The organism is Vibrio sp. 1978, from assembly GCF_033344345.1.
In genome coordinates this window covers 26,050-48,617 of sequence record NZ_JAWPOP010000028.1, presented here as the reverse complement: position 1 = coordinate 48,617, position 22,568 = coordinate 26,050, and the positions used below count along the sequence as shown (strand labels likewise).

General features: G+C 43.1%; 22 protein-coding genes. 7 read left to right on the top strand and 15 right to left on the bottom strand.

The features are described from left to right. Positions 1 to 23: 23 nt before the first annotated feature. Positions 24 to 572, top strand: a complete 549-nt coding sequence (locus R8N49_RS20760; RefSeq protein WP_017635183.1) for a hypothetical protein — start codon at positions 24 to 26, stop codon at positions 570 to 572. 526 nt (positions 573 to 1,098) lie between these two features. On the opposite strand, the gene R8N49_RS20750 is transcribed toward R8N49_RS20760, so the two are convergent. Beyond that, positions 1,099 to 1,722, bottom strand: a complete 624-nt coding sequence (locus tag R8N49_RS20750) for a class I SAM-dependent methyltransferase (RefSeq protein ID WP_005373579.1) — start codon at positions 1,720 to 1,722, stop codon at positions 1,099 to 1,101. Positions 1,723 to 1,727: 5 nt separating this feature from the next. Further along, on the bottom strand, positions 1,728 to 2,183 hold the full coding sequence (locus R8N49_RS20745) for an Lrp/AsnC family transcriptional regulator (RefSeq protein WP_186585449.1): 456 nt from the start codon (positions 2,181 to 2,183) through the stop codon (positions 1,728 to 1,730). A gap of 148 nt (positions 2,184 to 2,331) precedes the next feature. Between R8N49_RS20745 and R8N49_RS20740 the strand changes: the two genes are divergently transcribed. Further along, positions 2,332 to 3,258, top strand: a complete 927-nt coding sequence (locus R8N49_RS20740) for a DMT family transporter (RefSeq protein ID WP_017635181.1) — start codon at positions 2,332 to 2,334, stop codon at positions 3,256 to 3,258. A gap of 94 nt (positions 3,259 to 3,352) precedes the next feature. Then, positions 3,353 to 4,015 (top strand): flagellar brake protein, encoded by a 663-nt coding sequence (locus R8N49_RS20735; RefSeq protein ID WP_064369362.1) that lies wholly within the window; start codon positions 3,353 to 3,355, stop codon positions 4,013 to 4,015. Between the two features lie 2 nt (positions 4,016 to 4,017). Here the strand turns inward: R8N49_RS20735 and R8N49_RS20730 are convergent, their stop codons facing one another. From R8N49_RS20730 to R8N49_RS20695, 8 genes are all read right to left on the bottom strand, one after another. Continuing rightward, positions 4,018 to 5,055 carry a DUF2955 domain-containing protein gene (locus R8N49_RS20730; protein WP_186585451.1) on the bottom strand — a complete coding sequence of 346 codons (1,038 nt, stop codon included), beginning with the start codon at positions 5,053 to 5,055 and terminating at the stop codon, positions 4,018 to 4,020. A 12-nt stretch (positions 5,056 to 5,067) separates the two neighbouring features. Beyond that, the gene (locus R8N49_RS20725) at positions 5,068 to 6,126 is read right to left on the bottom strand and encodes an HlyD family secretion protein (RefSeq protein ID WP_017635178.1); all 1,059 of its coding nucleotides are present in this window, start codon (positions 6,124 to 6,126) and stop codon (positions 5,068 to 5,070) included. A gap of 35 nt (positions 6,127 to 6,161) precedes the next feature. Then, a complete protein-coding gene (gene slyA, locus R8N49_RS20720) occupies positions 6,162 to 6,617 on the bottom strand; it encodes a transcriptional regulator SlyA (protein WP_005373589.1) in 456 nt (151 codons plus the stop codon). A gap of 313 nt (positions 6,618 to 6,930) precedes the next feature. Then, positions 6,931 to 9,507: a quorum-sensing autoinducer 2 sensor kinase/phosphatase LuxQ gene (gene luxQ / locus R8N49_RS20715; RefSeq protein WP_186585453.1), complete on the bottom strand. Its 2,577-nt coding sequence runs from the start codon at positions 9,505 to 9,507 to the stop codon at positions 6,931 to 6,933. Beyond that, a complete protein-coding gene (locus R8N49_RS20710; protein WP_005385634.1) occupies positions 9,507 to 10,604 on the bottom strand; it encodes an autoinducer 2-binding periplasmic protein LuxP in 1,098 nt (365 codons plus the stop codon). The genes luxQ and R8N49_RS20710 overlap by 1 nt, the downstream gene beginning before the upstream one ends. Positions 10,605 to 10,935: 331 nt before the next feature. Further along, a complete protein-coding gene (locus tag R8N49_RS20705) occupies positions 10,936 to 11,253 on the bottom strand; it encodes a GIY-YIG nuclease family protein (RefSeq protein WP_053349265.1) in 318 nt (105 codons plus the stop codon). Beyond that, positions 11,250 to 11,900, bottom strand: a complete 651-nt coding sequence (locus tag R8N49_RS20700; protein WP_054577764.1) for a YceH family protein — start codon at positions 11,898 to 11,900, stop codon at positions 11,250 to 11,252. The genes R8N49_RS20705 and R8N49_RS20700 overlap by 4 nt, the downstream gene beginning before the upstream one ends. A 165-nt stretch (positions 11,901 to 12,065) precedes the next feature. Beyond that, positions 12,066 to 12,269, bottom strand: a complete 204-nt coding sequence (locus R8N49_RS20695) for a hypothetical protein (protein ID WP_031777159.1) — start codon at positions 12,267 to 12,269, stop codon at positions 12,066 to 12,068. 241 nt (positions 12,270 to 12,510) lie between these two features. On the opposite strand from R8N49_RS20695, the gene R8N49_RS20690 reads away from it, so the two are divergent. Together R8N49_RS20690 and R8N49_RS20685 are read left to right on the top strand one after the other, a co-directional pair. Next, positions 12,511 to 12,825, top strand: coding sequence for a DUF496 family protein (locus R8N49_RS20690; protein WP_005373603.1), 315 nt, complete (start codon positions 12,511 to 12,513; stop codon positions 12,823 to 12,825). 121 nt (positions 12,826 to 12,946) lie between these two features. Next, positions 12,947 to 14,284 carry an MATE family efflux transporter gene (locus R8N49_RS20685; RefSeq protein ID WP_005385628.1) on the top strand — a complete coding sequence of 446 codons (1,338 nt, stop codon included), beginning with the start codon at positions 12,947 to 12,949 and terminating at the stop codon, positions 14,282 to 14,284. A gap of 74 nt (positions 14,285 to 14,358) precedes the next feature. Here R8N49_RS20685 and R8N49_RS20680 read toward each other — a convergent pair whose 3' ends face one another. Then, positions 14,359 to 16,995: an ATP-binding protein gene (locus R8N49_RS20680; RefSeq protein ID WP_258489111.1), complete on the bottom strand. Its 2,637-nt coding sequence runs from the start codon at positions 16,993 to 16,995 to the stop codon at positions 14,359 to 14,361. Positions 16,996 to 17,609: 614 nt separating this feature from the next. Between R8N49_RS20680 and R8N49_RS20675 the strand changes: the two genes are divergently transcribed. Further along, positions 17,610 to 19,043 (top strand): glyceraldehyde-3-phosphate dehydrogenase, encoded by a 1,434-nt coding sequence (locus R8N49_RS20675; RefSeq protein ID WP_025767937.1) that lies wholly within the window; start codon positions 17,610 to 17,612, stop codon positions 19,041 to 19,043. A gap of 240 nt (positions 19,044 to 19,283) precedes the next feature. Continuing rightward, entirely contained in the window at positions 19,284 to 19,505 is a 222-nt protein-coding gene (locus R8N49_RS20670; RefSeq protein ID WP_104976599.1) for a hypothetical protein, read from the top strand. A gap of 125 nt (positions 19,506 to 19,630) precedes the next feature. On the opposite strand, the gene R8N49_RS20665 is transcribed toward R8N49_RS20670, so the two are convergent. The 4 genes from R8N49_RS20665 to R8N49_RS20650 form a co-directional block, all read right to left on the bottom strand. Further along, a complete protein-coding gene (locus tag R8N49_RS20665) occupies positions 19,631 to 19,960 on the bottom strand; it encodes a hypothetical protein (protein ID WP_005373609.1) in 330 nt (109 codons plus the stop codon). 329 nt (positions 19,961 to 20,289) lie between these two features. Next, entirely contained in the window at positions 20,290 to 20,904 is a 615-nt protein-coding gene (locus tag R8N49_RS20660; RefSeq protein WP_318190067.1) for a LysE family translocator, read from the bottom strand. Between the two features lie 109 nt (positions 20,905 to 21,013). Then, positions 21,014 to 21,928, bottom strand: a complete 915-nt coding sequence (locus tag R8N49_RS20655) for a LysR family transcriptional regulator (protein WP_258489112.1) — start codon at positions 21,926 to 21,928, stop codon at positions 21,014 to 21,016. Positions 21,929 to 21,968: 40 nt separating this feature from the next. Further along, the gene (locus tag R8N49_RS20650; protein WP_005373615.1) at positions 21,969 to 22,424 is read right to left on the bottom strand and encodes an Lrp/AsnC family transcriptional regulator; all 456 of its coding nucleotides are present in this window, start codon (positions 22,422 to 22,424) and stop codon (positions 21,969 to 21,971) included. Between the last annotated feature and the right edge of the window lie 144 nt (positions 22,425 to 22,568).

Genomic DNA, 22,568 nt, shown 5'->3' with positions numbered 1-22,568 from the left:
CAGGTCAACTAACGCGAGCAATAATGATCAACAGACTCAATTGGATACTACTATTTCTTCTGTTCCCGATAACGGGGCACGCCAATATTCAATGTAACCCATCGTCGTGGAATGACAATCTTACCCAATTCAATCGTTTAGAGTCCAATTACAATCAGCATGTTGAGGTATTCAATACACTTTTGACCGAACATAAACAGCGTCAGTTATTGTCCGAAACCTTTTCACTGCATGAGCTCGTGCTACTTTGGCGTGCCAAGTCGAACCAAAATGTGTTCAAAGCGCAATTAAAAGCATCGATTCAATACAAAGAAGAGCTCACAACTAAAGCGAATCAGCTGCTTAAATTGAGCACACAATCCCAATGGTCAGCAAATGGGTGGGAGATACTGGCCCAGAAGTGCCGAGAGTCAAACAAAACAGCCAATCAAATAACTGCGGAATGGTATAACACCAACGCTTTGGAACTTGCTGAAGATTACAAGCGCCTCTCTTCACAATATCAAACTCTGTCACAAGTCTATGATAAAGAAGCCCGAGCGCTTCAATACGCTCAAGATGTTTCGAAGTAAAAACAGAGCCAGTTTTGAATAGACGATGTTGGTTTTTCACTCCAATATTGGACGTTATTCGTGCTTTTTATCTTTCCTTAGTCGTGAATGATATCAAATGTAAATAATGGGATTGTTCCCTTTGACAAACTTGACTAAACCATGACCAAGACAATCAATTTATAGAGACATGCGTCACATTAATGCTTTACTTATGGACATTTTTTGGTTAGTTTAGCCATTAATAAAATTTAATAAAAAGTCACATTTGGCTGGAGATGATGCTACAAACATGGTTATCAATCGATTAAGTAACAGGGAATGTCCTAATGCTACCAAAGCCAAGTTTTTGTCAGTAGTTAGGCACGTAAAAGAGTTCGGTTCAATCAGTGATTTGGATCTGTGTAAAATCTTCGGAGAAACAATATGGAGTGATGGGAGGGAATACCATTCAGCCGCGTTCTCATTCAAGGTTGATAGATACACAGGTAACTGTGAAATCTCACAATACAAAAACCAATAAGGCTTAAGAATTTATTAAGCGGAGTCAGGAAACGGACTCCGCTTTTTTGATCATGGCAATCGTAAAGTCGTGCTCGGAGTATCCCTCAATCAATCGTGTATTCGGACACAGCAATCGACAATAGCGAAAGACACCTTCTTTATTGTGCGACGCTAACATTTTCATGCTGGGTAGTTTGGATTCATCCAACAAGTTAAACACACAACCTTTCTCTGTCGCTCGGTACATTTTATCAATCATTTCAATGGTATGATTTGGGTTGGTGGATTGATAGTTCAATGATCCGGAAGCAAAAACAAAATCGCAACGAGGCAATACCAACGTTGAAAAGTCGCCACATATAAACTTACTTTGCGTGCGAAAATCTCGTTTTCTGGCTTCAGAGATAAACTGTTTTTGCTGATCAATGCCAATATAGCTTTGAGGAAGCCCCCCCGTAAGTTCGATAAACGCTAACAAGTCTCCGTAGCCGCACCCAATATCTAAAATACTTGAACCGTCTAACGTTAACCCTCGGCACAACGCCTCAAAACGGCTGATCTGACTATACTTATCTGCCCATCCCAGAGTTCGGGCTCTGTCTTTACCAAACTGTCTATATCGCTTTCGATGATAGTGAGCAATCTTAAGTCTATCGAAAAATTTCATCTTTCTTATGCATAAATCGGCAAACTGCCATTTCCTTTCACTTGTCTAATCGCCAGGTGGGTATGAATATCTTTCACATTTTCTAATCGCTGTAACTTTCTAGTAAATGTTTCATAGCCAACGAGGTCTTTGCTGACCACCTCTAACAGGTAATCATAGGCCCCTGATACGACATGGCATGAGATCACTTCATCCATCTCAACAACGGCATGTTCAAACTCATCAATCGAAGAAGCTTGGTGGTTATTTAAACTCACTTCAACAAATACAGTCATCGCGATGCCTACAGTGTCTCTGGACACAATAGCTCGATAACCACTAATTACACCTTCCTGCTCCAAACGCTTAATGCGCCTTGCACAAGGTGATGCCGATAGCCCTACTTGGTCAGCAAGTTCTGCAGTTGTCAGAGTGGCATCCTTCTGCATTAGGTTGATAAGTTGCCTGTCAATTTTATCCATTTATTCTTCCGTGCCTTTAATCACTAATAATTAACATTTATACGCAATTTATCACCAACATCAAGCCTAATTACGTCAAACTTTGCCTCCCTTTGGCAAGAGTTTTATTCAACAATTAACACATCATTTACAAATGGACATGTCGATAATGATCTTGGGATACGCAGCTATATTAACGACCTTACTGCTTTGGTCTGGTTTCTTTATTTCTTTAAAAGGGGGCGCAATTTCTGCCTTGCAGCCAGCCGATATCGCGTTAGTTCGCTTTCTCATCCCAAGTATAATTTTATTACCATTTGTGATTAAGCATAAACAGTCGCTGCGCGTAGTGCCTAAACGCTACCTGGTTGGTGTTGTGGTTGGAAGCGGCCTTCCCTATCTTCTGGTCGTCGGAACGGCTATGCATTTCGCTCCCGTGGCGCACGGCAGTGCATTAGTACCTGGCACTTTGCCATTGTTTGTTTCTGCTATCGCGGTACTTTGTTATCAACAGTCGCTGAGTGCTCACCGCTTAATCGGGCTTTCTACGGTGCTGTTAGGGATTTTCGTATTCCTTCTTTCTAATAGCGGCGCAGAGTACAACTGGTCTCAATTACAAGGGCATATCCTGTTTCTAACTGGCAGCATCATGTGGGCTGCTTTCACCATCAGCGCTCGTGTCGCCAATCTTAATGCACACGTCTGTGCAGGATTCGTTGCAATCGCGTCTTTGGCTCTGCTCATTATCGCCGTTGGTTTCGGGTGGGTAGACAGTTATTTGGTGGTAACACCGTTCAGCCAGTGGCCATGGGAGGAGTTATTTGGCCACGCGATGCTACAAGGTGTTGGCGCAGGTTTAATCGCTTCTTTCACTTTCATTTATGCAATTAGGATCATCGGTGCCGAAGCCAGCGCTGCTTTTGGTTCATTAACTCCAGTCGTCGCGACACTTCTTGCCGTTCCAATTTTTGGTGAACAACCAGATTCTCTCACTTGGTTAGCGCTGATGTTGGTCACATGCGGCAGTATTGTGGCAAGCCAAATCTTTATGAAAGGTGGAATGAGCCAAACTTATCGCCCACCACTTCACAGATAGCGATGATTTTACAAAAACTTATGCCTTACTATCTTGAATAACAAAATGGCGTTTTGATAGCCTCAGCTCAACTAATAATTAAAACGCCAATGTGATGCCAGCCACTCATACTAAAGATGAACTGCATAGGTTTCTCAAACCGGGAATGAAACTTTCTACTAATTTCGAATTTGGGCCTAAGGATCAATATACGTATTCCACCACCTATCTGGGGATGAAAGAAAATGCTTATTTGATTCTTGATATACCAATGCGTTTGCTTGAAGAGCAAGTGATGAGAAAACTCCCCAACGCCGATGTCATCGTGCGTGGTGTATCAGATACGGAGTTAGGCCATGTCATTGCGTTTAAGTCCAGCGTACTGACGACGACCGTTCGACCATCCCCCCTTTTGTTTATCCGCATTCCAGGAACATTTGCAACCAAACCAGTTCGGGAACATGAGCGTTACAAGTTGCAAATGGACTGTAACGTTATTCATGCAGGGAATGTCTACGACGGTAGCCTTATCGATTTCTCTCTAGCAGGTGTTGGTATATCAACCTTGATTGAGCCCGAATTCAACGTGGGTGAGAGTGTTACCATCGAATGCCCGTTAAGCCACTATATCGGAGAAGAAAATCGATGTGTCATTGCCAACATTAAGAAATTGGTGAAGGGATGGGTAGTTGGAATTAAGTTTGCCAGTCCCATTGCGATGACTCACGAACTAAAAACAGAGTTACTGGAGCAATCCTTTCTAACCAGTAACGTCTGAAATTACTGCTCGCTAAAGCGCGTCGCCTCAAAGCTGTTGAGTATTCTGTGAACCGTATAGGTCACAAGCAGCGTCGCAACAATAGCAAACAAAATACTGCTCACGCGATACAGCGCACTGAACATTAAGTCACCATCCGGAGTAAGATATTGGCCGAACAAAATGCCTAATGTGGTTAAGCCGCCAAATCCGGCTCCCGAACCGCTAGACTCTTTCACGTGCATATAGCTGAACATCATCGCACCAATCCAAAGCAATGGGACGATAAACAATAAGGTATCCGACCAATCGTATAATACAAGTTGTCCGACAATACCAAAGGTCACCCCCATCAAGGTCCCCATTGCTCTTTTTCGCGCATACCCTAAAGCACCGTTCCAATGCATAGGAAACAATAAAAGTAAGGTTGTCGCCTGAGCAGACATAGAGTCACTGAGGTCAAATAGCTGGAATACAAGGAAAGACATTGTAGCGATACTCGCCCCCATAATGGCTTCATGACGCATTCGATGACTCTGTTTAGGCTGCGACGGTTTCGCTGGTGGCTGACGAGGTTCCGCATCGGGAATCAAAAATGTCACCACATAAGCAACGATCACTGAAATAACATTCGCTTGCAGGTTGCTAAATATTAGGTCATTTAAGTCAGTGGTTGGATAACTCGCAAAGTGCAGCATGATGCTTAAGCTCAGTACGCTGTTCGCTCCAAATAAGAATAAGCTCCCTTTTGACATACAGGCGAATTTATACAGGAACAACCCGAATGCAATGATTGTCATCATGCCTGGGTGCCCACCAAATAACCCACCAAGCACACCAACTTCTAATCCACACACAACCGCTGAAAAAATCAGTTGTCGTGCGGCATGTAGACTCATGACTGGCACCATTCCAAGTAACAGCATCGGGGTTACAGTAAAGAATACGCCATAGTTCCAACCAAATACTTTACATAAAGTGAAACCAATGGTCGCACCAGTTGCAATGCGCAAACACTGACGGAAGTCGTTTTCCGACATGGGGTGGTCCCATAACTTCATATCGCCTCCTCGTTAATAAATATAATGAAGAAGACTCAAGAATTGGATCTGGCACCTCGCTAACCAACCAGATAACGAGTTTTCTGGCAACAACTGCACGGTTGCTCGTGCCCCTGCTGGAAATGCGCGCTGCTGAGGTTCATCGATAGCTAAATGTAAACGTAAGCGCTGCGCATCTCTCACCCAACGGTTTGAGTCAGTTGGTGTTGCTAAGCGACCATCCGCATCGAATTGACCCGAGCTGACCCCGGCATCCACACTCGTAATACGAGCTTCAAATACATCACCAGGTAAGCTATCAAAAGCCACTAACGCACGGCTGTTCTGATTAAAGTGTCGTAAACTCTTTTCACGAAAGTCGGCAATGATATCCACGTCATCGGAGACTAAAGCGACAAGAGGTGTACCAGCTGCCGCATAGGCCCCCGTCTCCAGCTGCAAGTTAGCGACAACGCCATCATGTTCCGCCGAGACTTGAGTGTAAGACAGATTAAGTTCCGCTTGTTTTAGCTGGTTTTGCGCCACGCGGATATTCACATTCGTCGCGCCTAAATCACCGCGGTTTACTTCCAACTCTTTTAAACGAGCACGTGCGGCCAGTAAGTTCGCTTTAGCTGCCGTTGCACTGCTCTGTGCGTCATCGCGCTGCTGTTGCGAAGTACCATTACGGTGAAACAGAGTATTAAGACGTTTTGCTTCGCGAACTTTTTGTTCCGCCACGATTTTGCTCGCTTCAACGTCTGCTTTTGCCGCAGCAATAGAAGCATCAAGTTGTTCGTTGTTTTGAATCACACGCTCAAGGTTAAGTTGAGCCTTTTCTACGGCGAGCTGATAAGGCTGGGGATCAATCTGAAATAGTAGATCGCCTTGGCTTATTTCTTGGTTGTTGGCAACATAAAGATGCGTAATCTGCCCACTCACACGGGGGGCCACTTTAGTTACCACACGCGTTGCCATTGCCTGAGGCGTCAACGGCATGGCGAGATCTGCAACTAGAAAATAGGCAAAGACAAGGACAAACGCGACGCAAGAATATTTGATCCAACGTGCGAATTTTTGATCTGGAGTCATAGGCGTTTACTTCTCTTTTAATTCGGTTTTCTGACTTATTCGCTAAGTGAATCAAGCGCATTGTGAGCAATCTGATCAAGAATCAATGAAAGCTGCTGAAGTTCCTGGTCGTTGATGTCCGTTAGGAGCTTGCTTCGAACTTGAAGAATTCGAGCCTCCATTTGCTTTAGTAGGGTTTTCCCCTCTTCTGTGAGGCTAACAATACGTGCTCGCTTATCGTGTTCACAGCAATGGCGAGTGATCAGAGATTGCTCTTCTAATAATTTTAATGTTCGCATCAACGACGCTAACTCGATCTCAAGCGCTTCAGCCAAATGCTTCTGACTGATGTTGTCACCCATTCGATAAAGCTTCCATAACGCAGTCCAACGCGGATACGTTAGGTTTAAAGGCTCTAACTCGCGATCTGCAACCATTTTCCATAAACGAGCAACACGAGATAATTTTTCAGCCAGAGAAAGGTCTCGCAAACTGTTGATGTCTTGAATCATAAGATCTACTCAATTACTTAGCGTGCTAAGCAATATAAAATAGTTAGCACGCTAAGTAAATATCTTTTTGTGATTGAAATCACGTTGGGTGTGTCAGTGAAGGGGCAGAAATCTAAGTAATACAACACTATGTTTGAATTTGAAATGCTGCGATGTACACAACAAACGTCGAGACCAATAAAGTCTGAAAAGTCTGAAAAGTCTGATTTGTATAAGAGTAAAAGGGTCAGATACAAAAAAGCACAACCCACAGTCATGGTGTTGTGCTTTTCAGATAATGAATAATTGGGTTATCCCGTAGTGAGCCAATTATTCATGTTCGCTCGACTAAGAACCGCTGCTTAAAATCCACAAATGCTTCATGGAGCGCATTTTCTTTAATCGGCTTGAGAAGCACGTAATTCGCACCCGATTCCATAAAGGCGTCACTGGTTTCTTTCGCGGTGTCAGCAGTACACGCATAAATTGGCGTGCCTAGTTTTAGCTTTTGTCGGATCTCTTTGGTCGTTTCAATTCCACCAAGATGCGGAAGTTGGTTGTCCATCAGTATCAAATCGTAAGTATGATCTTTTAAGAATTCCATTGCTTCTAACCCATCTTTCGCCCAATCAACCTGCATTTTGTACTTGTTACAAAACGCTTTTAGAATGAATGCGTTAGTATGGTTATCCTCTACCAACAACACTTTGAGACTCTCTGCAAATAGTTCACCTGGCTTAACTCGCAAACTCGAATCAAGAGGGGTGAGTACTCGCTCACGATCTTTCACTGGCATTGTAATGACAAAAGTCGTTCCTAAGCCTTTCTGACTGCGGACTTGAACATCACCTTCCAGCATGTCGACAAGGCTCTTCACAATGGTCAGCCCTAAGCCACTGCCGCCGTATTCTCGAGTCGTTGTTGCTTCTTCTTGAACAAAAGGTTCGAACATTTGGTCGAGTTTGTCAGACTCGATGCCGATACCTGTATCCGTAATTTCCACGACCAGCACGCTATTGTCAGCGCCATAGAACTGCTCCAGTTCCGCATGCAAGCGCACGCTACCCGAGGGCGTAAACTTCACAGAATTACTGACTAGGTTGAATAAAATTTGGTTCAGACGAACTTGGTCAGTAAAGATTTCAACATTGGGATCTATTTTGTTTTCAATGACAAGGTTGACGCCTTTACTTTCACAAATAGGACGATAAATGTTTTCTAACGTTCGAATTGTATCAGTGAAAGAAAACGGGTGCTTTTGGATATTAAACTTACCCTGCTCAATTTTCGAAAAGTCCAAAATATCATTCAAAACAGCAAGTAAGTGCTCACCACTATGCCGAAGTACGTCAATTTGGTTATTCTGCTCTTCTGTTTCCACAGAGTCTTTTAGCAATTGAGCAACCCCTAAAATTCCATTGATTGGCGTTCGGATCTCATGGCTCATTTTAGCCAGAAAGTCGGCACGGGCTTGAGCAGATTTTTCCGCTTCTTTGCGCGCCAAGTTACTCTGTTTTTCCGCCTCAATAAGTGTGGTTATATCCTGACCTTGAACAATAATACCGCTAATATCTCCATCAACTCGAATCGGCGATAAGTTCCAGCGATATACTTTGTCTCCAATTGGCACATTAACGCCTGTCAACGTAGCTCCCTGAGCCGCCATGCGAAGGTGTGGCATCAACTTTTCTTTGAAACCTTTGAACACTGGGTGCATGGTTTCAACATCGTTTTCCATGACTAACTCTTTGCGTGCTGCCGGATTGATTTGGACAAGCACACCCGATTCAGACCACACCATAATAGGAGATAACGCAAAGTTAAACAGGTCGCGGAAAGAGCGCTTTTGTGCTTCAAGCTCTTCAAAAGTGTTTTCTAGTGTCGAACCAATATGATCGAATTCCTCAATATCTGACCCCTCAAAACGCTCAAATCCTTTTTCTTCACGAGCCGAGCGGGTATATGCCATCAGGGATCCTAACTCTTCAACTACACGATTCTCGATCCATTCTTTAGTCATCAGCGCAATCATGACCATACCGATAACTGAGGCTAGCATTGCTAGCAGGTGTTGGATTTGCAATGTCACCACGCTCTGATTGTCTTGCACAGTAAGCAAGCACAAGTCAGTCTCGGCGGCATTTACCTCAATAGGGGTTTTGATGATCAATAATTGGTCAAGCTTGTGCTGGGACTCTCGTCGTTTGAGTACGTCAAATATTTGATAAGCCTCATCTCCTACTAATGAGCTTGCCAATGGTGTGTTGTTAGCGACCAACACAACATTGTCGACGTTGCCTTCATTTTTTAACCTTTCCATCAACCCAAAGTTATTATCTAAAACAACAACATTGTAAGAGTACCCCATCACTTCACCGGTTTTAGGTTGTAAAACGGGTACGCGACGAAGTAACAGATGGCGAGTTCCCATCGGGGTCTGTGAGGGTAGATAATACCAGTTGTTGCTAAAGGTCACCTGACTGGCAAGTCGGCTAAGTATCAGATTGTTGATGCCATAGAAATGCGCGTTACCATCGTCCCAAATAATACCTTGATGATCGGTTAGGAAACGAAACTCTGGTGTATGGGAAGGATCACTCTGGTCAATACTCATGAAAAAGTAATTGAGTGCCTCTTCATCACGTTCTGTATAAAAATCCAATACAACATCACCTTTCGAATTGCTGTTGTGATGAATCTGAATCGCTGCAAAATGGCTATCAAAAATGTTCAGGATCAGGGCAGAGGTCTGCTGCTTGGTTCGGTCGACTTCCTGCCAAATAATCTGCTTCGAGAAGTAATAACTCTGAACAAAGATGCCTAGAATGATCGGAGCAAGTACGAGAATAATTATTTTGGTAATAAGCGTCGACAGTGAGCGACGCTTTCTTGTTTTTGATGTAGTTGTCATCAATTATCTGAGTATCTAAATGCACGTTTTCTTAATGCTTCAATTCTTTCTGGAGAGTCCGATTTGGTAACGACTTCAAAATCACCAGAGTAAACGGTGGGAACTGGCTTTCCTTCTAAATCCCACTTAATGGCCTCAGCCATTGCAATACCTGTATCATCGTTCATACGCATAACGGTAACGTCTAACTCCCCTTTAGAAAGCGCCTCTAACTCTGCTGAACCGCCGCCCCAACCATTGATCATGACATCATCACGACCTAACTCTTTAAGAGCGTCAACAGCACCTAATGCTACATCGGTAGAACACGCGTAAATGAAGTCAACGTCCGGATACTTCTCCAAACTGGCTTTTGCAGCTTCATACCCAGATTGCTTTGTTGCTTTGGTGTAGTAAGCAGATTGTAGTTCAAATTGATTATCGCGGTTCACTTGGTTGATAAAAGTGTTGCCTCTGATGTCACTAATGTAGCCCTCTGAGAAGTAGAGAACACTATAGTGGCTATGTTTAGGGAAACGCTTGCCAAACTCAACGGCCAATTCACGACTTCCTTCTGCGTGGTCGAAACCAACATAAAGAAACGGCTGATGATGTTCCCAATCCCTAACAGGTGTGGTGATATTTTGTAAAATTAACTTGGTTTTCTTTGAATCTAAGACATGCTCAACAAACTTACGATGTCTTGTGGTATCTAGAGTAAAGATCAAGTAATCGGAGTTGCTTTTCAGCGCCTCCATTAAAGACAAACTTTGCTGCTTTATATCTGCATTAGGACGAGTAAACACTTGATTTAGTTGATAGTCGATATCAAGCTTATCTAGGCGTTTTTCAAACGCATCGATGTTTCGAATCCAATAATCAGAGATCTGCTGCCCTGGATAAACAACAGAAATTTTCAGTGGACGCTTTTTGTCTTTTGCTACGGGTACAGGGGTTTCTCTTACCACTTCAGCCAACGCACTAGTTAACTGCTTCTGTTGTGGAAACTGGTCTAAAAACTCTTGATATGCCCAATACCCATTAAGAACTTGGGTGGCCTGCACATTCGGCGCAAAAGCGGCCATTGAAATCAGGGAGAATACTAACGCTTTTTTCATCTACTGCTCTTTTAGCTTTTTTATGAGCCTAATTCAGCTCTATTCATTACCTAGCCGAGTCATCCTATACTCTTGTAATCTACCTTCCTCTTAGTGCCTGTTTCAATAGTAAATTAGTTCTTGGTCTGAGTGGATGCAAATGAAAGTACATTGAGTCGCTTCCTTTGTCTCGATAACGTAGAGACATTTCGCGCTTTTCATATTCAGGCCCTTTAAACAGAACACCAGCCCATTATGCGTCAGTTTATTCCTACATGGTACTCCAAAAACAAAAAGAAACCGCCAATGTGACATAGGCGGTTTCCGTGTATCTTTGCGTAGCAAGGGCTTATCAGAGTGCCACTATCTCTAACATCATTTGTTGATGTTCGTCGACGACAATATTTGCTTTTGACATAACGAGCAGCTCTTTTTTCGCTTTAGTTAGTTGCTTAATATAGTACTCTGCTCGCATGGCAAGCGTCTTTGACTCAAAATCCGATGACCATTCCAATATCAAAGGGCCTTTTCCCTTCAAAGCTTTAGCTCCTTTTCCGGTTTGGTGCTGATTGAATCTTCGTTCAACATCATTGGTAACACCACAATACAACGCGTTGCGGTTATTTCGTATCAGGTAGACACTCCAACGCTGCGTTGTATTTTCCATCATGAAAGCAGTAACTCAACCTTAGCTTTTAATTCATCCAGCTCTTCTTTAAGCTGAGCGACTTCGAGCTCTAGCTGACTTACTCGATCGGAGCTCGAGCTTGCAGCAGACACAGGCGCTGCAAGTTCGGACGCATCAACATCACCACAGAACAAATGCATATAACGCGACTCCCGCTTACCAGCCTCACGTGGTAATTTGACCACTAATGGTCCTTTCTCTTCGCTTGCTAAATGCTCAAGGACCGTTTCCACTTCTTTTACATCATGAAATGTCGCGAGACGATTAGTACGAGTACGAATTTCCCCAGGTGTTTGAGCACCGCGCAAAAGCATACAGCATACAATGCCCTTCTCCTGCTCTGTCAGCTTTAAATCACCAAATTCCGTATTACAGAAACGGTGTTGATACTTGCTGACGCGGCTGTTGAACGCACTTTCGTCACTGACGAGCCTGCGCTCAATAAGAGCATCAACGGCATCGAGAACGTCTGACTCAGAGAGTGACATCACGGGATCACGGTTGCTTTTTTGATTACACGCGTTGGTTAATGCGTTTAGGCTGAGGGGGTAAAGATCTGGGGTAGTGACTTCTTTTTCGATCAAACAACCAATAACTCGTGCTTCAATTGCCGTTAGCTCAACTTTCATAATGCATTTCCTTATTATTTTTGCATTTGACTTTGTACCTAAATCGCTTCGAAATCATACGCCATAAATTCACACAGCAGTGCAAGAAGCGTTAGCGGTTCAGGTGTTGGTGTCAGGCTAAAGCATAGCGTAAGACCTGACACCCCTTACGAATAGGGTCAGGTATCAATGCTCCGAGAGAATCGGCACTCTCGTCAAATTGCCATCTTGGTCGACCATCATTATTTTTGAACGATTAAGCTCAACTTCGATGATTTCGAGTTGCTCGCGAGCGTTGATATACGCCGTTTTTAACTTTTCAGCCACAGAGCGAGTGACTTGCTCATTATCTTGACTATTTACTTGCTCCGCAGTGTTACCAGAGTCCATATCAAGTTCATCATTTTGCATTCAATGGTGTTGATAATATAGTGAAGGCCACGTTATGACAATGAATCGATGGATTCTACGATGTTGGCCAAAACTCGAAGAAAGCAGCACGATTATATGGACACAGCGCAATTGGTTGAGAAATGTTCAACTCTGCATTGCTATTGATCTAAAGACTGTTATGCCACTGGATGTTGTGCTTTAATCGAGGAAGATATTCATAAAATTAGGAAAGAGAACTATGAGTAGCGTATTTGAAATCGTTAACCAAGCTCGTCGTAAAAACAAACTAAAACGTGAGCTTCTTGATAACGAGAAGAAAGTTCGTGATAACCGTAAACGTGTTGATCTTCTAGAAAACCTTCTAGACTACATCAAACCAGAAATGACTCACGATGAAATCGTCGCAATCATCAAAAATATGAAAGCAGACTATGAAGATCGTGTTGATGACCACATCATTAAAAGCGCTGAGATCTCTAAAGCACGTCGTGACATCAGCCGTCGCATTCGTGAGCTGACTGAAGAAGACAAGCAAACTAGCGGCAAAAAATAAACGCGTAAGCTAGATTTTCGAACCCCGAGCAAGAATATCTTCCTCGGGGTTTATTTTTGTCTCTAAACTAACCGCCGTGTACAATCAATCTAACTCTTATTCCTAACGCATTCAGCTTTCTATGTCTTCAACTACGACAAGTACACAACCAACGCTTGCAAAACAATTATTTACAATGACCTGGCCAATGCTTTTTGGCGTTCTGTCTTTAATGAGCTTTCAGCTTGTGGATAGCGCGTTTATCGGTCAGCTCGGCGTTTTACCGTTAGCCGCTCAAGGTTTCACTCTGCCTTTGCAAATGGTCATTATCGGTATTCAAGTCGGTCTAGGGATCGCAACGACAGCGGTCATTTCTAAAGCTCTTGGGGCGAATGAAAGTCGGTATGCCAAACAACTTGGCGGATTGGTATTGATGATCGGCTCAATTGGTGTCGCTATTTTTGGCGGGCTAATTTGGCTTTTGCGCTACCCCATTTTAGCTCTATTAAGCGCTCCAGAATCTGTTATGCCGATAATCGACAGTTACTGGCCTTGGTGGTTATTAAGCTCATGGACTGGTGCGGTTTTGTATTTTTATTACAGTATCTGCCGAGCTAATGGCAATACAATGTTACCTGGCACAATGATGATGATAACCAGCGGCGTGAACCTTGTGCTCGATCCGCTATTTATTTTCACGTTTGACTTGGGTATTAACGGAGCGGCAATAGCAACCATCGTCGCTTTTGGGTTTGGTATTTTAGTCGTCGCTCCTCGCGTGAAAAAGAATCACTGGGCAACGACACAATGGCAAGATCTTAACGTAGCCAAAAGTGTTGCATCTATCGGTAACATTATGGGCCCCGCGATGATTAGCCAACTGCTGCCACCGTTGTCTTCCATGCTAGCAACAAAATTATTGGCAAGCTTTGGAACCGCAGCAGTCGCCGCTTGGGCACTTGGTTCACGCTATGAGTTCTTTGCTATCGTTTCGGTCTTGGCGCTGACAATGTCTATGCCTCCAATGGTTGGACGCTTACTTGGAGCAAAGAACTATGAAGATATCCAAAGGCTCGTCAGTATTGCCGTAAAATTCATTCTAGGTTTCCAACTTTTGATTGCTGCCATTACATTTGCCGTCGCAAACCCACTCGCATTATTGATGACAAGTGATGTGCAAGTGGAGCAAGTCTTGGAAATGCATTTACTGATAGTGCCGATCAGTTTGGGTTCGTTAGGGGTTTGTATGCTAATGGTTTCTCTTTGTAATGCATTAGGCAAATCTTACACCGCGCTCACTATTTCAGCGCTGCGCTTGTTTGTCTTTTTCCTACCGTGCTTGTGGGTTGGCGCTCAAATGGATGGAATCCGAGGTTTACTCTTAGGCGCTTGTATCGGCAACCTGTTAGCTGGTGTTTCCGCATACCTAACCTATCGCCAAACCATACGCAAACTCGCAGGCGCTCAAGCCAACGCGTAACGATGAATAATCAGAACTAAGCCCCTGAAATGGGGCTTAATCGTTTTGACACCTTGTCTAAGTTGAAATGTTAGCTAGGCGAGTTTTAATTCACTAAAGAGCTCAAACAACTGGTTCGATTTATACGGCTTAGGTAAATAAGCATCCATGCCTGCCGCAAAACAGTTGTGGATGTCTTCTTCCAAAACACTCGCAGTGAGTGCGATAATCATCGTTTTTTCACGTCCTGCTTTCTTTTCCCAACGACGAATTTCTTTCGTCGCGGTCAGTCCATCCATCACGGGCATCATGCAGTCCATTAAAATTGCATCGAATTCTTCTCCCTTTGTGATGGCTTCTAACGCTTCTTGACCGTTGCTTGTTATCAAATAGTCATAACCTGCTTTATCCAGAAAGAAACTCGCTATTTTCTGGTTCATCAAGTTATCCTCCGCAATTAAGATCCTCCGATGAGAGCGCGACACTCGATATTCAGAGCTGACAACATTATTGGTGACATTGTCACTTGATATAGTCTTTTCAACCTTAGCTAAATCATCAATGACATGCTTAAATCGATTGCCAAGGAAAGGTAATGTGAGTACGGCATGTACTTTTTCTGCATTTTCGTAGGGAGTGGATAAATGATGGTGGCAAATAATCACACGGCGAAGATCGTAATTAAATGATAGATTATCCAAGATTTCATCGGTATTAGCGTCGTTACTGTGGCACAGAAATATGACATCAAAGTCATCATTTATCGCTTGCACTTCATTCACATTATTAACACCAAAGAGATTGATTTTCGCTAAGCGACACTCTTTTAATACTTGGTCGGCGTAGTCGTAATTTGAGCAGATCAAAAGCCCTTTATTAATCACCTCAGAACGCCAGCCAAACACCGGAATTGCTTCAACCTCAATCGAGAATTCAAAGCATGTGCCCACTCCTTTTGTAGATGTTGCTACGAGCTTGCCCCCCATCATCGACACAAGCTGACAACAAATTGCCAAACCCAACCCTGTGCCGCCAAATTGCCTCGACACTCCTTCATCTTCCTGAGTAAAGGGTTCAAAAATCGTGGTTAACTTATCTTGATCAATGCCTATTCCGGTATCTTCTACTTTAAACGTCAGCACTCCACGTTCTTTCTCAAGTAACTCCTCATAACTAACATCAACGCATACATGCCCACTTTCGGTAAACTTAACCGCATTCGATACCAGATTCGTAACTACCTGTTTGACACGATGATCATCGACCATCACGCGAATGGGGATATTTTCAGCTAAATTAATACCTAACTTTAGCTGTTTAGATGTTGCTTTGGATTGGAATAAAATCATCGACTGATACACGACTTCTCGGATATCCGCTTCTACTAGTGACAGCTCCAATCGTCCAGACTCGATTTTAGAGAGATCCAATATATCGTTAAGTAAAGTAAGCAGTGTTTGAGATGAGGAGTCAATGTCATCAACAACTTCTTGTTGATGCGAAGACAACTCACTTTGAGAGAGTATTTCTGTCATGCCCATGATCCCGTTAAGGGGCGTGCGTATTTCATGTGACATGTTGGCAAGAAACACAGATTTTGCACGATTAGCCGATACTGCTGACTCTTTTGCATGCAGTATTTCTTCAGTTTGTCTCTGCATTTCTTCAACCACTCGATTCACTTGCTGAGCAAAAATGGTCAGTTCATCACTTCCATCAACTTTGACTTTTGTTTGCTTCTCTTCGGAGTTGATCAACGCGTTTAAAGTATGAATGATCGCATCGAGTTTGCTGTTAACTCGGAACCAAGTACTAAATCCGAGCCAACAAAGCAGGATAACCACTAAGGCAACGCCAAAACTGATCATCGCTATATTGGCCTTTTGTTCATGAACCTGCGTGAGAAGCGACTGCTCAGTTTGTTTGGTGAACCCATCAATGAGCACTTGTAAGCGCTGCACACGAAAATCGAGTTCTTTTAAATACGCGGCGTAGTCACTTTGTGACATGTCTCCTGACATTAATTGTCCGCGAGACGCCAAGTTTCTCTGATATCTCGGCGAAGTAAACAAGCCAAGCAATTTATCCACTTGCTCGTATGACCCACCTAAGTTTAAAAACGCATCCAAATTTTGCTGCTGTCGGTCAATCGCCTGATAAAACATGCTTTGACTTAGCCGACTCTTAGGGTCTTGGACTAAACGGTTCGTCAGCCAAGCTTCTTTCTGTGTCCAAAAAGAGAGCTGAGCAAGGTAGGCAATAAAATTTTGCATGCGAATGCCATCGTCGCTGCCATACCATTGATGATTTTGCAACAAAGAGCGCGACATATTTTGGAGCTGTTTAAATGCCCAATCACCCAGATCGTTCATCTCACTCAATCTACCTGACAATACCCCCAGCATGGCTTCTTTCAGTTCATCAGCATACTCAGCAGTATTAGGGTTACTCACAAACTTTTGATGCAAAGAAGAAATAACTTCACCTTGTTCTTCAATATTAATGGCTGCAGAGACTTGAAGATCAGGCTGTCGGCGTACTTTCTCTATGGAGTAAATAAAGTGGGAGGCCTTGGATATCAATTGGAAACCTTGAATATTGCTAACCGTTTGATTGAGACGGCTCACGCGCAACGCATTATCAGAAAACTGCTGAACTGCAAATACCACTATTACCACAGCGGGTAATAGTGCGAGGAGTGCTAAGCGTGTTTTTATTGATAATCTCAACATCCATCAGCCTAATGGTTGATTTCATCCGTTTATTTAATATTAGACTAGTTTCCAGCATTGAAAGGCATATACGACATTGTTACTTTCAAACAACATTCACCTACCTAGATTATGGTTATTGTGAGTGTTTTATCATCGGCTAATGAAGTGACAATTGTGATTCAAGTCATATTTTTGATCTTAAAGTTGGATGCAAACAATAAAGTTTCACTCACAACTAAGAGTCGCATCACTTTTCGGGAAATCATCTATTGTATGTTTACCTATTGAGTTGCCTTGTCGAGTTAAATCACACAAAAATGCAAAATATCCATTTTTGTCAACAAAACTAATTTGAAAGCAAACGTTATCATCGCAAAAAAAGTAAGTTACTTTCTAAATGTCAATACGTGAAAACCACTGCTTTAGTCACATTAATCCACCACTAACGTCCCCTTAAGTAGTGTTTTACACTGGATTTAATTTTCCTAGCAGAATAAGGACTCCGACCTTAGAATCCGCACACATAACTATTACAACCCGATTACATAACCCACCACACTCTTGCACGCTGCCGAAGAGGCAACAGCAGAGAGTATGGTTAGCCCCCAAAACGTGAAAGGTCTAATACAACAATGAGTCCAGAGAAATATCTCCAAGACTGGCAAACTAGCCAAACGATTGCTGAATCTATTTCCCCTCTAATTGGTAAGCTATATCGTCAAAAAGGAATCGAAGTGGTTCTGTTTGGTAAAACGCTTATTAATGCTACTACTATAGACATTCTCAAAACTCATCGCGTTGCAAGACGTTATACCGGTAACCCACTTTCGCTTGAGCACACGATGCCTATTATTCAAGCGCTTTGTGAAATGAGCATTTCTTCATGCCGTGTCGATGTTGGCCAATTGGCAACTATGTACTGGAATGAACATGACGATACAAGCTCTCTAAACGATTTCCTTATCACTGCACTTGATGGCGCTCGCGACGCAGATTCTTCATTGAAAGCGCGTGATGTGGTTCTTTACGGGTTCGGTCGCATTGGTCGACTACTTACTCGCCTTCTCATTGAGAAAAGTGGTCCAGGTTACCCACTAAGACTACGTGCGATTGTGGTTCGTGGCGGTAAAAAAGGCGATTTGGAGAAGCGTGCTAGCTTGTTGCGTCGTGACTCAGTTCACGGTCAGTTCAACGGTAGCATTGTTATCGATGAAGAGCGTAAAGCACTGATCGTTAACGGCAACTACATCCAAATCATCTACGCAAATAATCCAAGCGAAGTGGATTACTCAGCTTTCGGTATCAATAACGCGCTAGTTGTTGATAACACAGGTGTTTGGCGTGATTCTGAGGGTCTGAGCCAGCACTTAGCGTGTAAAGGCGCAGAGAAAGTACTGCTAACAGCACCAGGTAAAGGTGACATCAAAAACGTTGTATTCGGTGTAAATGAGTCGGTAATTAAAGAAGATGACACCATCATCTCTGCGGCAAGCTGTACAACAAATGCAATCACGCCAGTCCTTAAGGCTCTGAACGATAAATATGGTGTTCTTTCTGGCCATATTGAAACCGTGCATTCATACACAAACGACCAAAATTTGATCGACAACTTCCACTCTGGTGACCGTCGCGGACGTAGTGCTTCACTAAACATGGTTCTGACTTCAACAGGTGCGGCAAAGGCAGTTGCTAAAGCATTGCCAGAGCTTGCAGGCAAGCTAACAGGCAACGCGATTCGCGTACCGACACCAAACGTTTCTATGGCAGTCGCTAATCTAAACTTAGGTGAAGACGTAGACCGTGATTCACTGAACGATTACTTGCGTGAAATGGCGTTGAACTCTGAGCTTTCGGCACAGATTGACTACACCGATTCAACAGAAATTGTATCAACTGACTTAGTTGGTTCTCGTCATGCAGGCGTCGTAGATGGTCAAGCGACTATCGCACAGGACAAGCGTTGTGTACTTTACATCTGGTACGACAACGAATTCGGTTACAGCTGCCAAGTTGTGCACTGTATGGAACAAATGATGGGTGTTCGTTACCAAACATTCCCTCGATAGGTGAACTTTGCTCCACAACGTTAACCACATAGCGTAGCGGACAATATCTCATATTTGTTCTAAATAATAAGCGCCATGCGCATTACTAATATTTTTCCCCGTTTATACGCCTGATCACCCTCAGGCGTTTTTTCGTTTCATTCATTTGACACTCTCCGGACAAAGTGAACGTCAGCATTCATGTTTTGTTCATGTTCACAGCATTAATCTGAGCACATAAATTACAGAGAGGTCATGATTATGAATCGGATTATTGTAACTGCACTAGCACTGATTACCGGCTTTTTTACGTTAGTATTTAGCTTGATCATTGCGATTCCGTTGACCATCGCAGCATTAATTACCGGTAAACGTATTGAAAAGCGCGTAAAGAAAATGCAGAGAGAAATACACGAAGAATATGAATTTAATACAGGTAAAGCAGATGCGATTGAAGGTGAATTTGAAGAGGTTCGCCGGTAAGTAAATAAGATTTAGATGAGTTTCTCTCCCCCGACCGCTCCTGAGAAACTTCTTGCTTTCACCCTGTCCTTAAAATGGCAGGGTGCTTTTTTGAAAAGCACAATATTGAATAAACACCTAGCGGTTTATTGCTTTATCTTTTTATTGTAGGAGGCTGTGTAACCAGCCTCCCATAAATCACCATCGACACCAGAGTATGGGTTGGATTCTTTCGGAGCGCCGCTTAGGCAAGCATCTTTGCCTTCCTTCTTAATTTCATCGATGTGGTTTAAAACAAAGTCAAAGTGTTTAGGATCAGCCTTTTGTAGTAACCCGTACAAAAGGCCAAAGCCAAGCATCGTAAATACAAACAGTTCAAAAAACACCCAAATGCTCTTTGTTGAAAAGAATATCCAAGCAACGCTGCAAACACTGGTCAAAATTACTACTGGAGCTAAATCTACTATTCTTTGCATATTGCTCTCACCTTCTAAACGGTCATGGAGTCTCTACCCCTTTCATAGGGTAAGTAAGAGGAAAGTCCGTTTTTATCCAATAAAGCACTCTCGACTTAATATGCGACACTGTTAGTATTAACGTTAAGTGGCTATCGTTCTCATTATAACAATGCGTTGGAAAGTAGCTTTCACAGCAAATGAGAATATGAACCAAAGTAACACTATTGATAATATTAATTTTAGCAACATTTAGCGTCAGAATTACGTAAATTGTGTAAGGGTTACTGAGAGTAGACAAAAAAGCAGCCACACGGGCTGCTTTTAGTATTTCTGTCTTGCGAGCTTGTCTATACCGTTACGACCACTCTAAGAGCCAGCAGCATGAGTACTACTCCTGACAAACGATCAATCAACACTGCCTTAGAGCGAATTCTGTCAACGACTTTAGAGCTCGATAGCACTAGGGTAATAAAGGTGTACCAAAGCCCATCCACAACAAACGGCGTGACAACAATGATCATCTGATTACTCAAATCATTACCGAGCGCGACAAACTGACTGAATAATGCGATAAAAAACAAAGCAATTTTGGGACTTAAAATCGAGATAAAAAAGCCTTCTCGCGCAGACTGGATTACCGTTGTTTCCTCACCTGACTCCAACTTCGCAGCCACACCACCTTTTGAACGCAAAGCATTAAACCCTAAATACGCAAGATATGCCGCACCCACAAGGCTAATCGTCTTGAACAGCATCGGGCTTTGCTGCAAAACAACAGCGAGCCCAATCAAGGTAATAAACGCATATATACCAATGCCAAACGCATGAGCCCAAGCCGTAGCTAATCCATTGATACGTCCACCAGCCAACGAGTGCTTAGCGACAATAGCTAAACTGGGACCTGGTGACATAGCCCCTAATAAACACACGGTAAAAAGTGATAACCAAACTGTTAGTGTCATAAGAATCTCCCCTCTTTGACGCTCACTCTATCAACGGAAGAGGTATAATTAGAAATCAAAGTTATTCATACTAATCATGACTTCAAGTCATGGCTAAACGGTGTACGTATTAGCGAATGGAATATTCAGAGATTTGCATTACTGAGCGAATCTCTTCTCGCACCCATTTATGCGCAGGATCCGTGTCGTATTTGGGGTGCCACATTAACCAATATTGATGAATAGGTGTTTCGAGTGGTAATGCTTTATGGGTTAAGTCCCAATGCTTAGCGAGGTTAACGGCAATATGTTCAGGAGCCACCATCAGGTGCTCACTTGCAACTAAGCGATTGATCGCAGCAGAGAAGAATGGAACCTTAAAGGTAACGTGGCGGGTGTGCCCTAGCTCTTTCAATGCTAAATCAGTGTAGGAATCTTTGTCTCCGCCGCCAGTCACTTTGATGTGTGAATATGAAATCAAGTCTTCAATACTGATCTGGTCCTGCTTTGCTAACGGATGAGAAGATTTCATCAAACAAACTGATGAATCCTCACCAATTTTAACGCTCGACACACTCTGTGGTTTTTCTGGATACATAGAAGACGCGATATGGATGCCCGTCTCATGAAGTTTATCAAGAAAGTTGGGTTGCCACAGTCGGTACACCATATCTACCTGTGGCGCTTGTTCACCCAAGTGAGAGGCAATATCGGGCAATACGTATTGCGCCACGTAGTCACTAGAAGCAATAACAAGCTCACCTTGCCACTGCCGCGGCTCAAAAGGTTGGTCATCGAGTAAATGGTCAAACTCAGCCAGTAATGCATCAAGCTTTGATTTTAACGCTATTGCTCGTGGCGTTGGTATCAGTTGATTACCTTGACGAATAAGCAGTGGGTCACCACACAGATCGCGCAATTGTGCAAGCTGTCGACTGACGGCAGACTGCGTAATGTGCAAACGGTCTGCGGTCCGGCTGACATGACACTCCTCTAAAAGTACATGCAAGGATCTAAGTAGATTCAAATTAATGTTGTTTAACATATTCGCTCAGAAGGGTTTTCAACATGGCATCCATTCATGGTCACTTCACAAACAGGTTCCCAGTCGTGTTAAAGAATTCAGCTAAGACGGTATGAGTCATCAGGTTTCGAAGCTCTGGATATCGTTGAATTTGATCTCTGATTTCGTTCAAGCGAGCCATCGTAGGCACTTCGACAAAAACCATCATGTCCGTCTCACCGCTGATCGCATGACACCATTTTACGCCATCAATTTTGTATAACTCGTCCGCGTATGATTCGCAATAATACGTAGAGGTTGATTTATCGAACTTTAAGGCAAAATAGGCGCAAATCGAATCCCCACCCGAAGGTGCAATTTCAGCGTGATACCCTAGAATCACTTTGTCATGCTCTAGCTTACGAATACGGGCCGTTACCGCAGAACGAGAAAGGTTTACTTTATCCGCAATTTCAGTCACCGACAGCCGAGCGTTGTGCCTGAGCAGATCCACAATCTTATGATCAAACTTGTCCATACCGTTACCAAGCTTTCCTTATTTTTCTCATTCTATACCGATTCTAACTGCATAAGAAACCAACATTTTGTTGGAATTATTTAAAACAACCGTCATATTGACGGTTTAGTAAATCATTTTGTTATTAACATTTTGGATATGCTA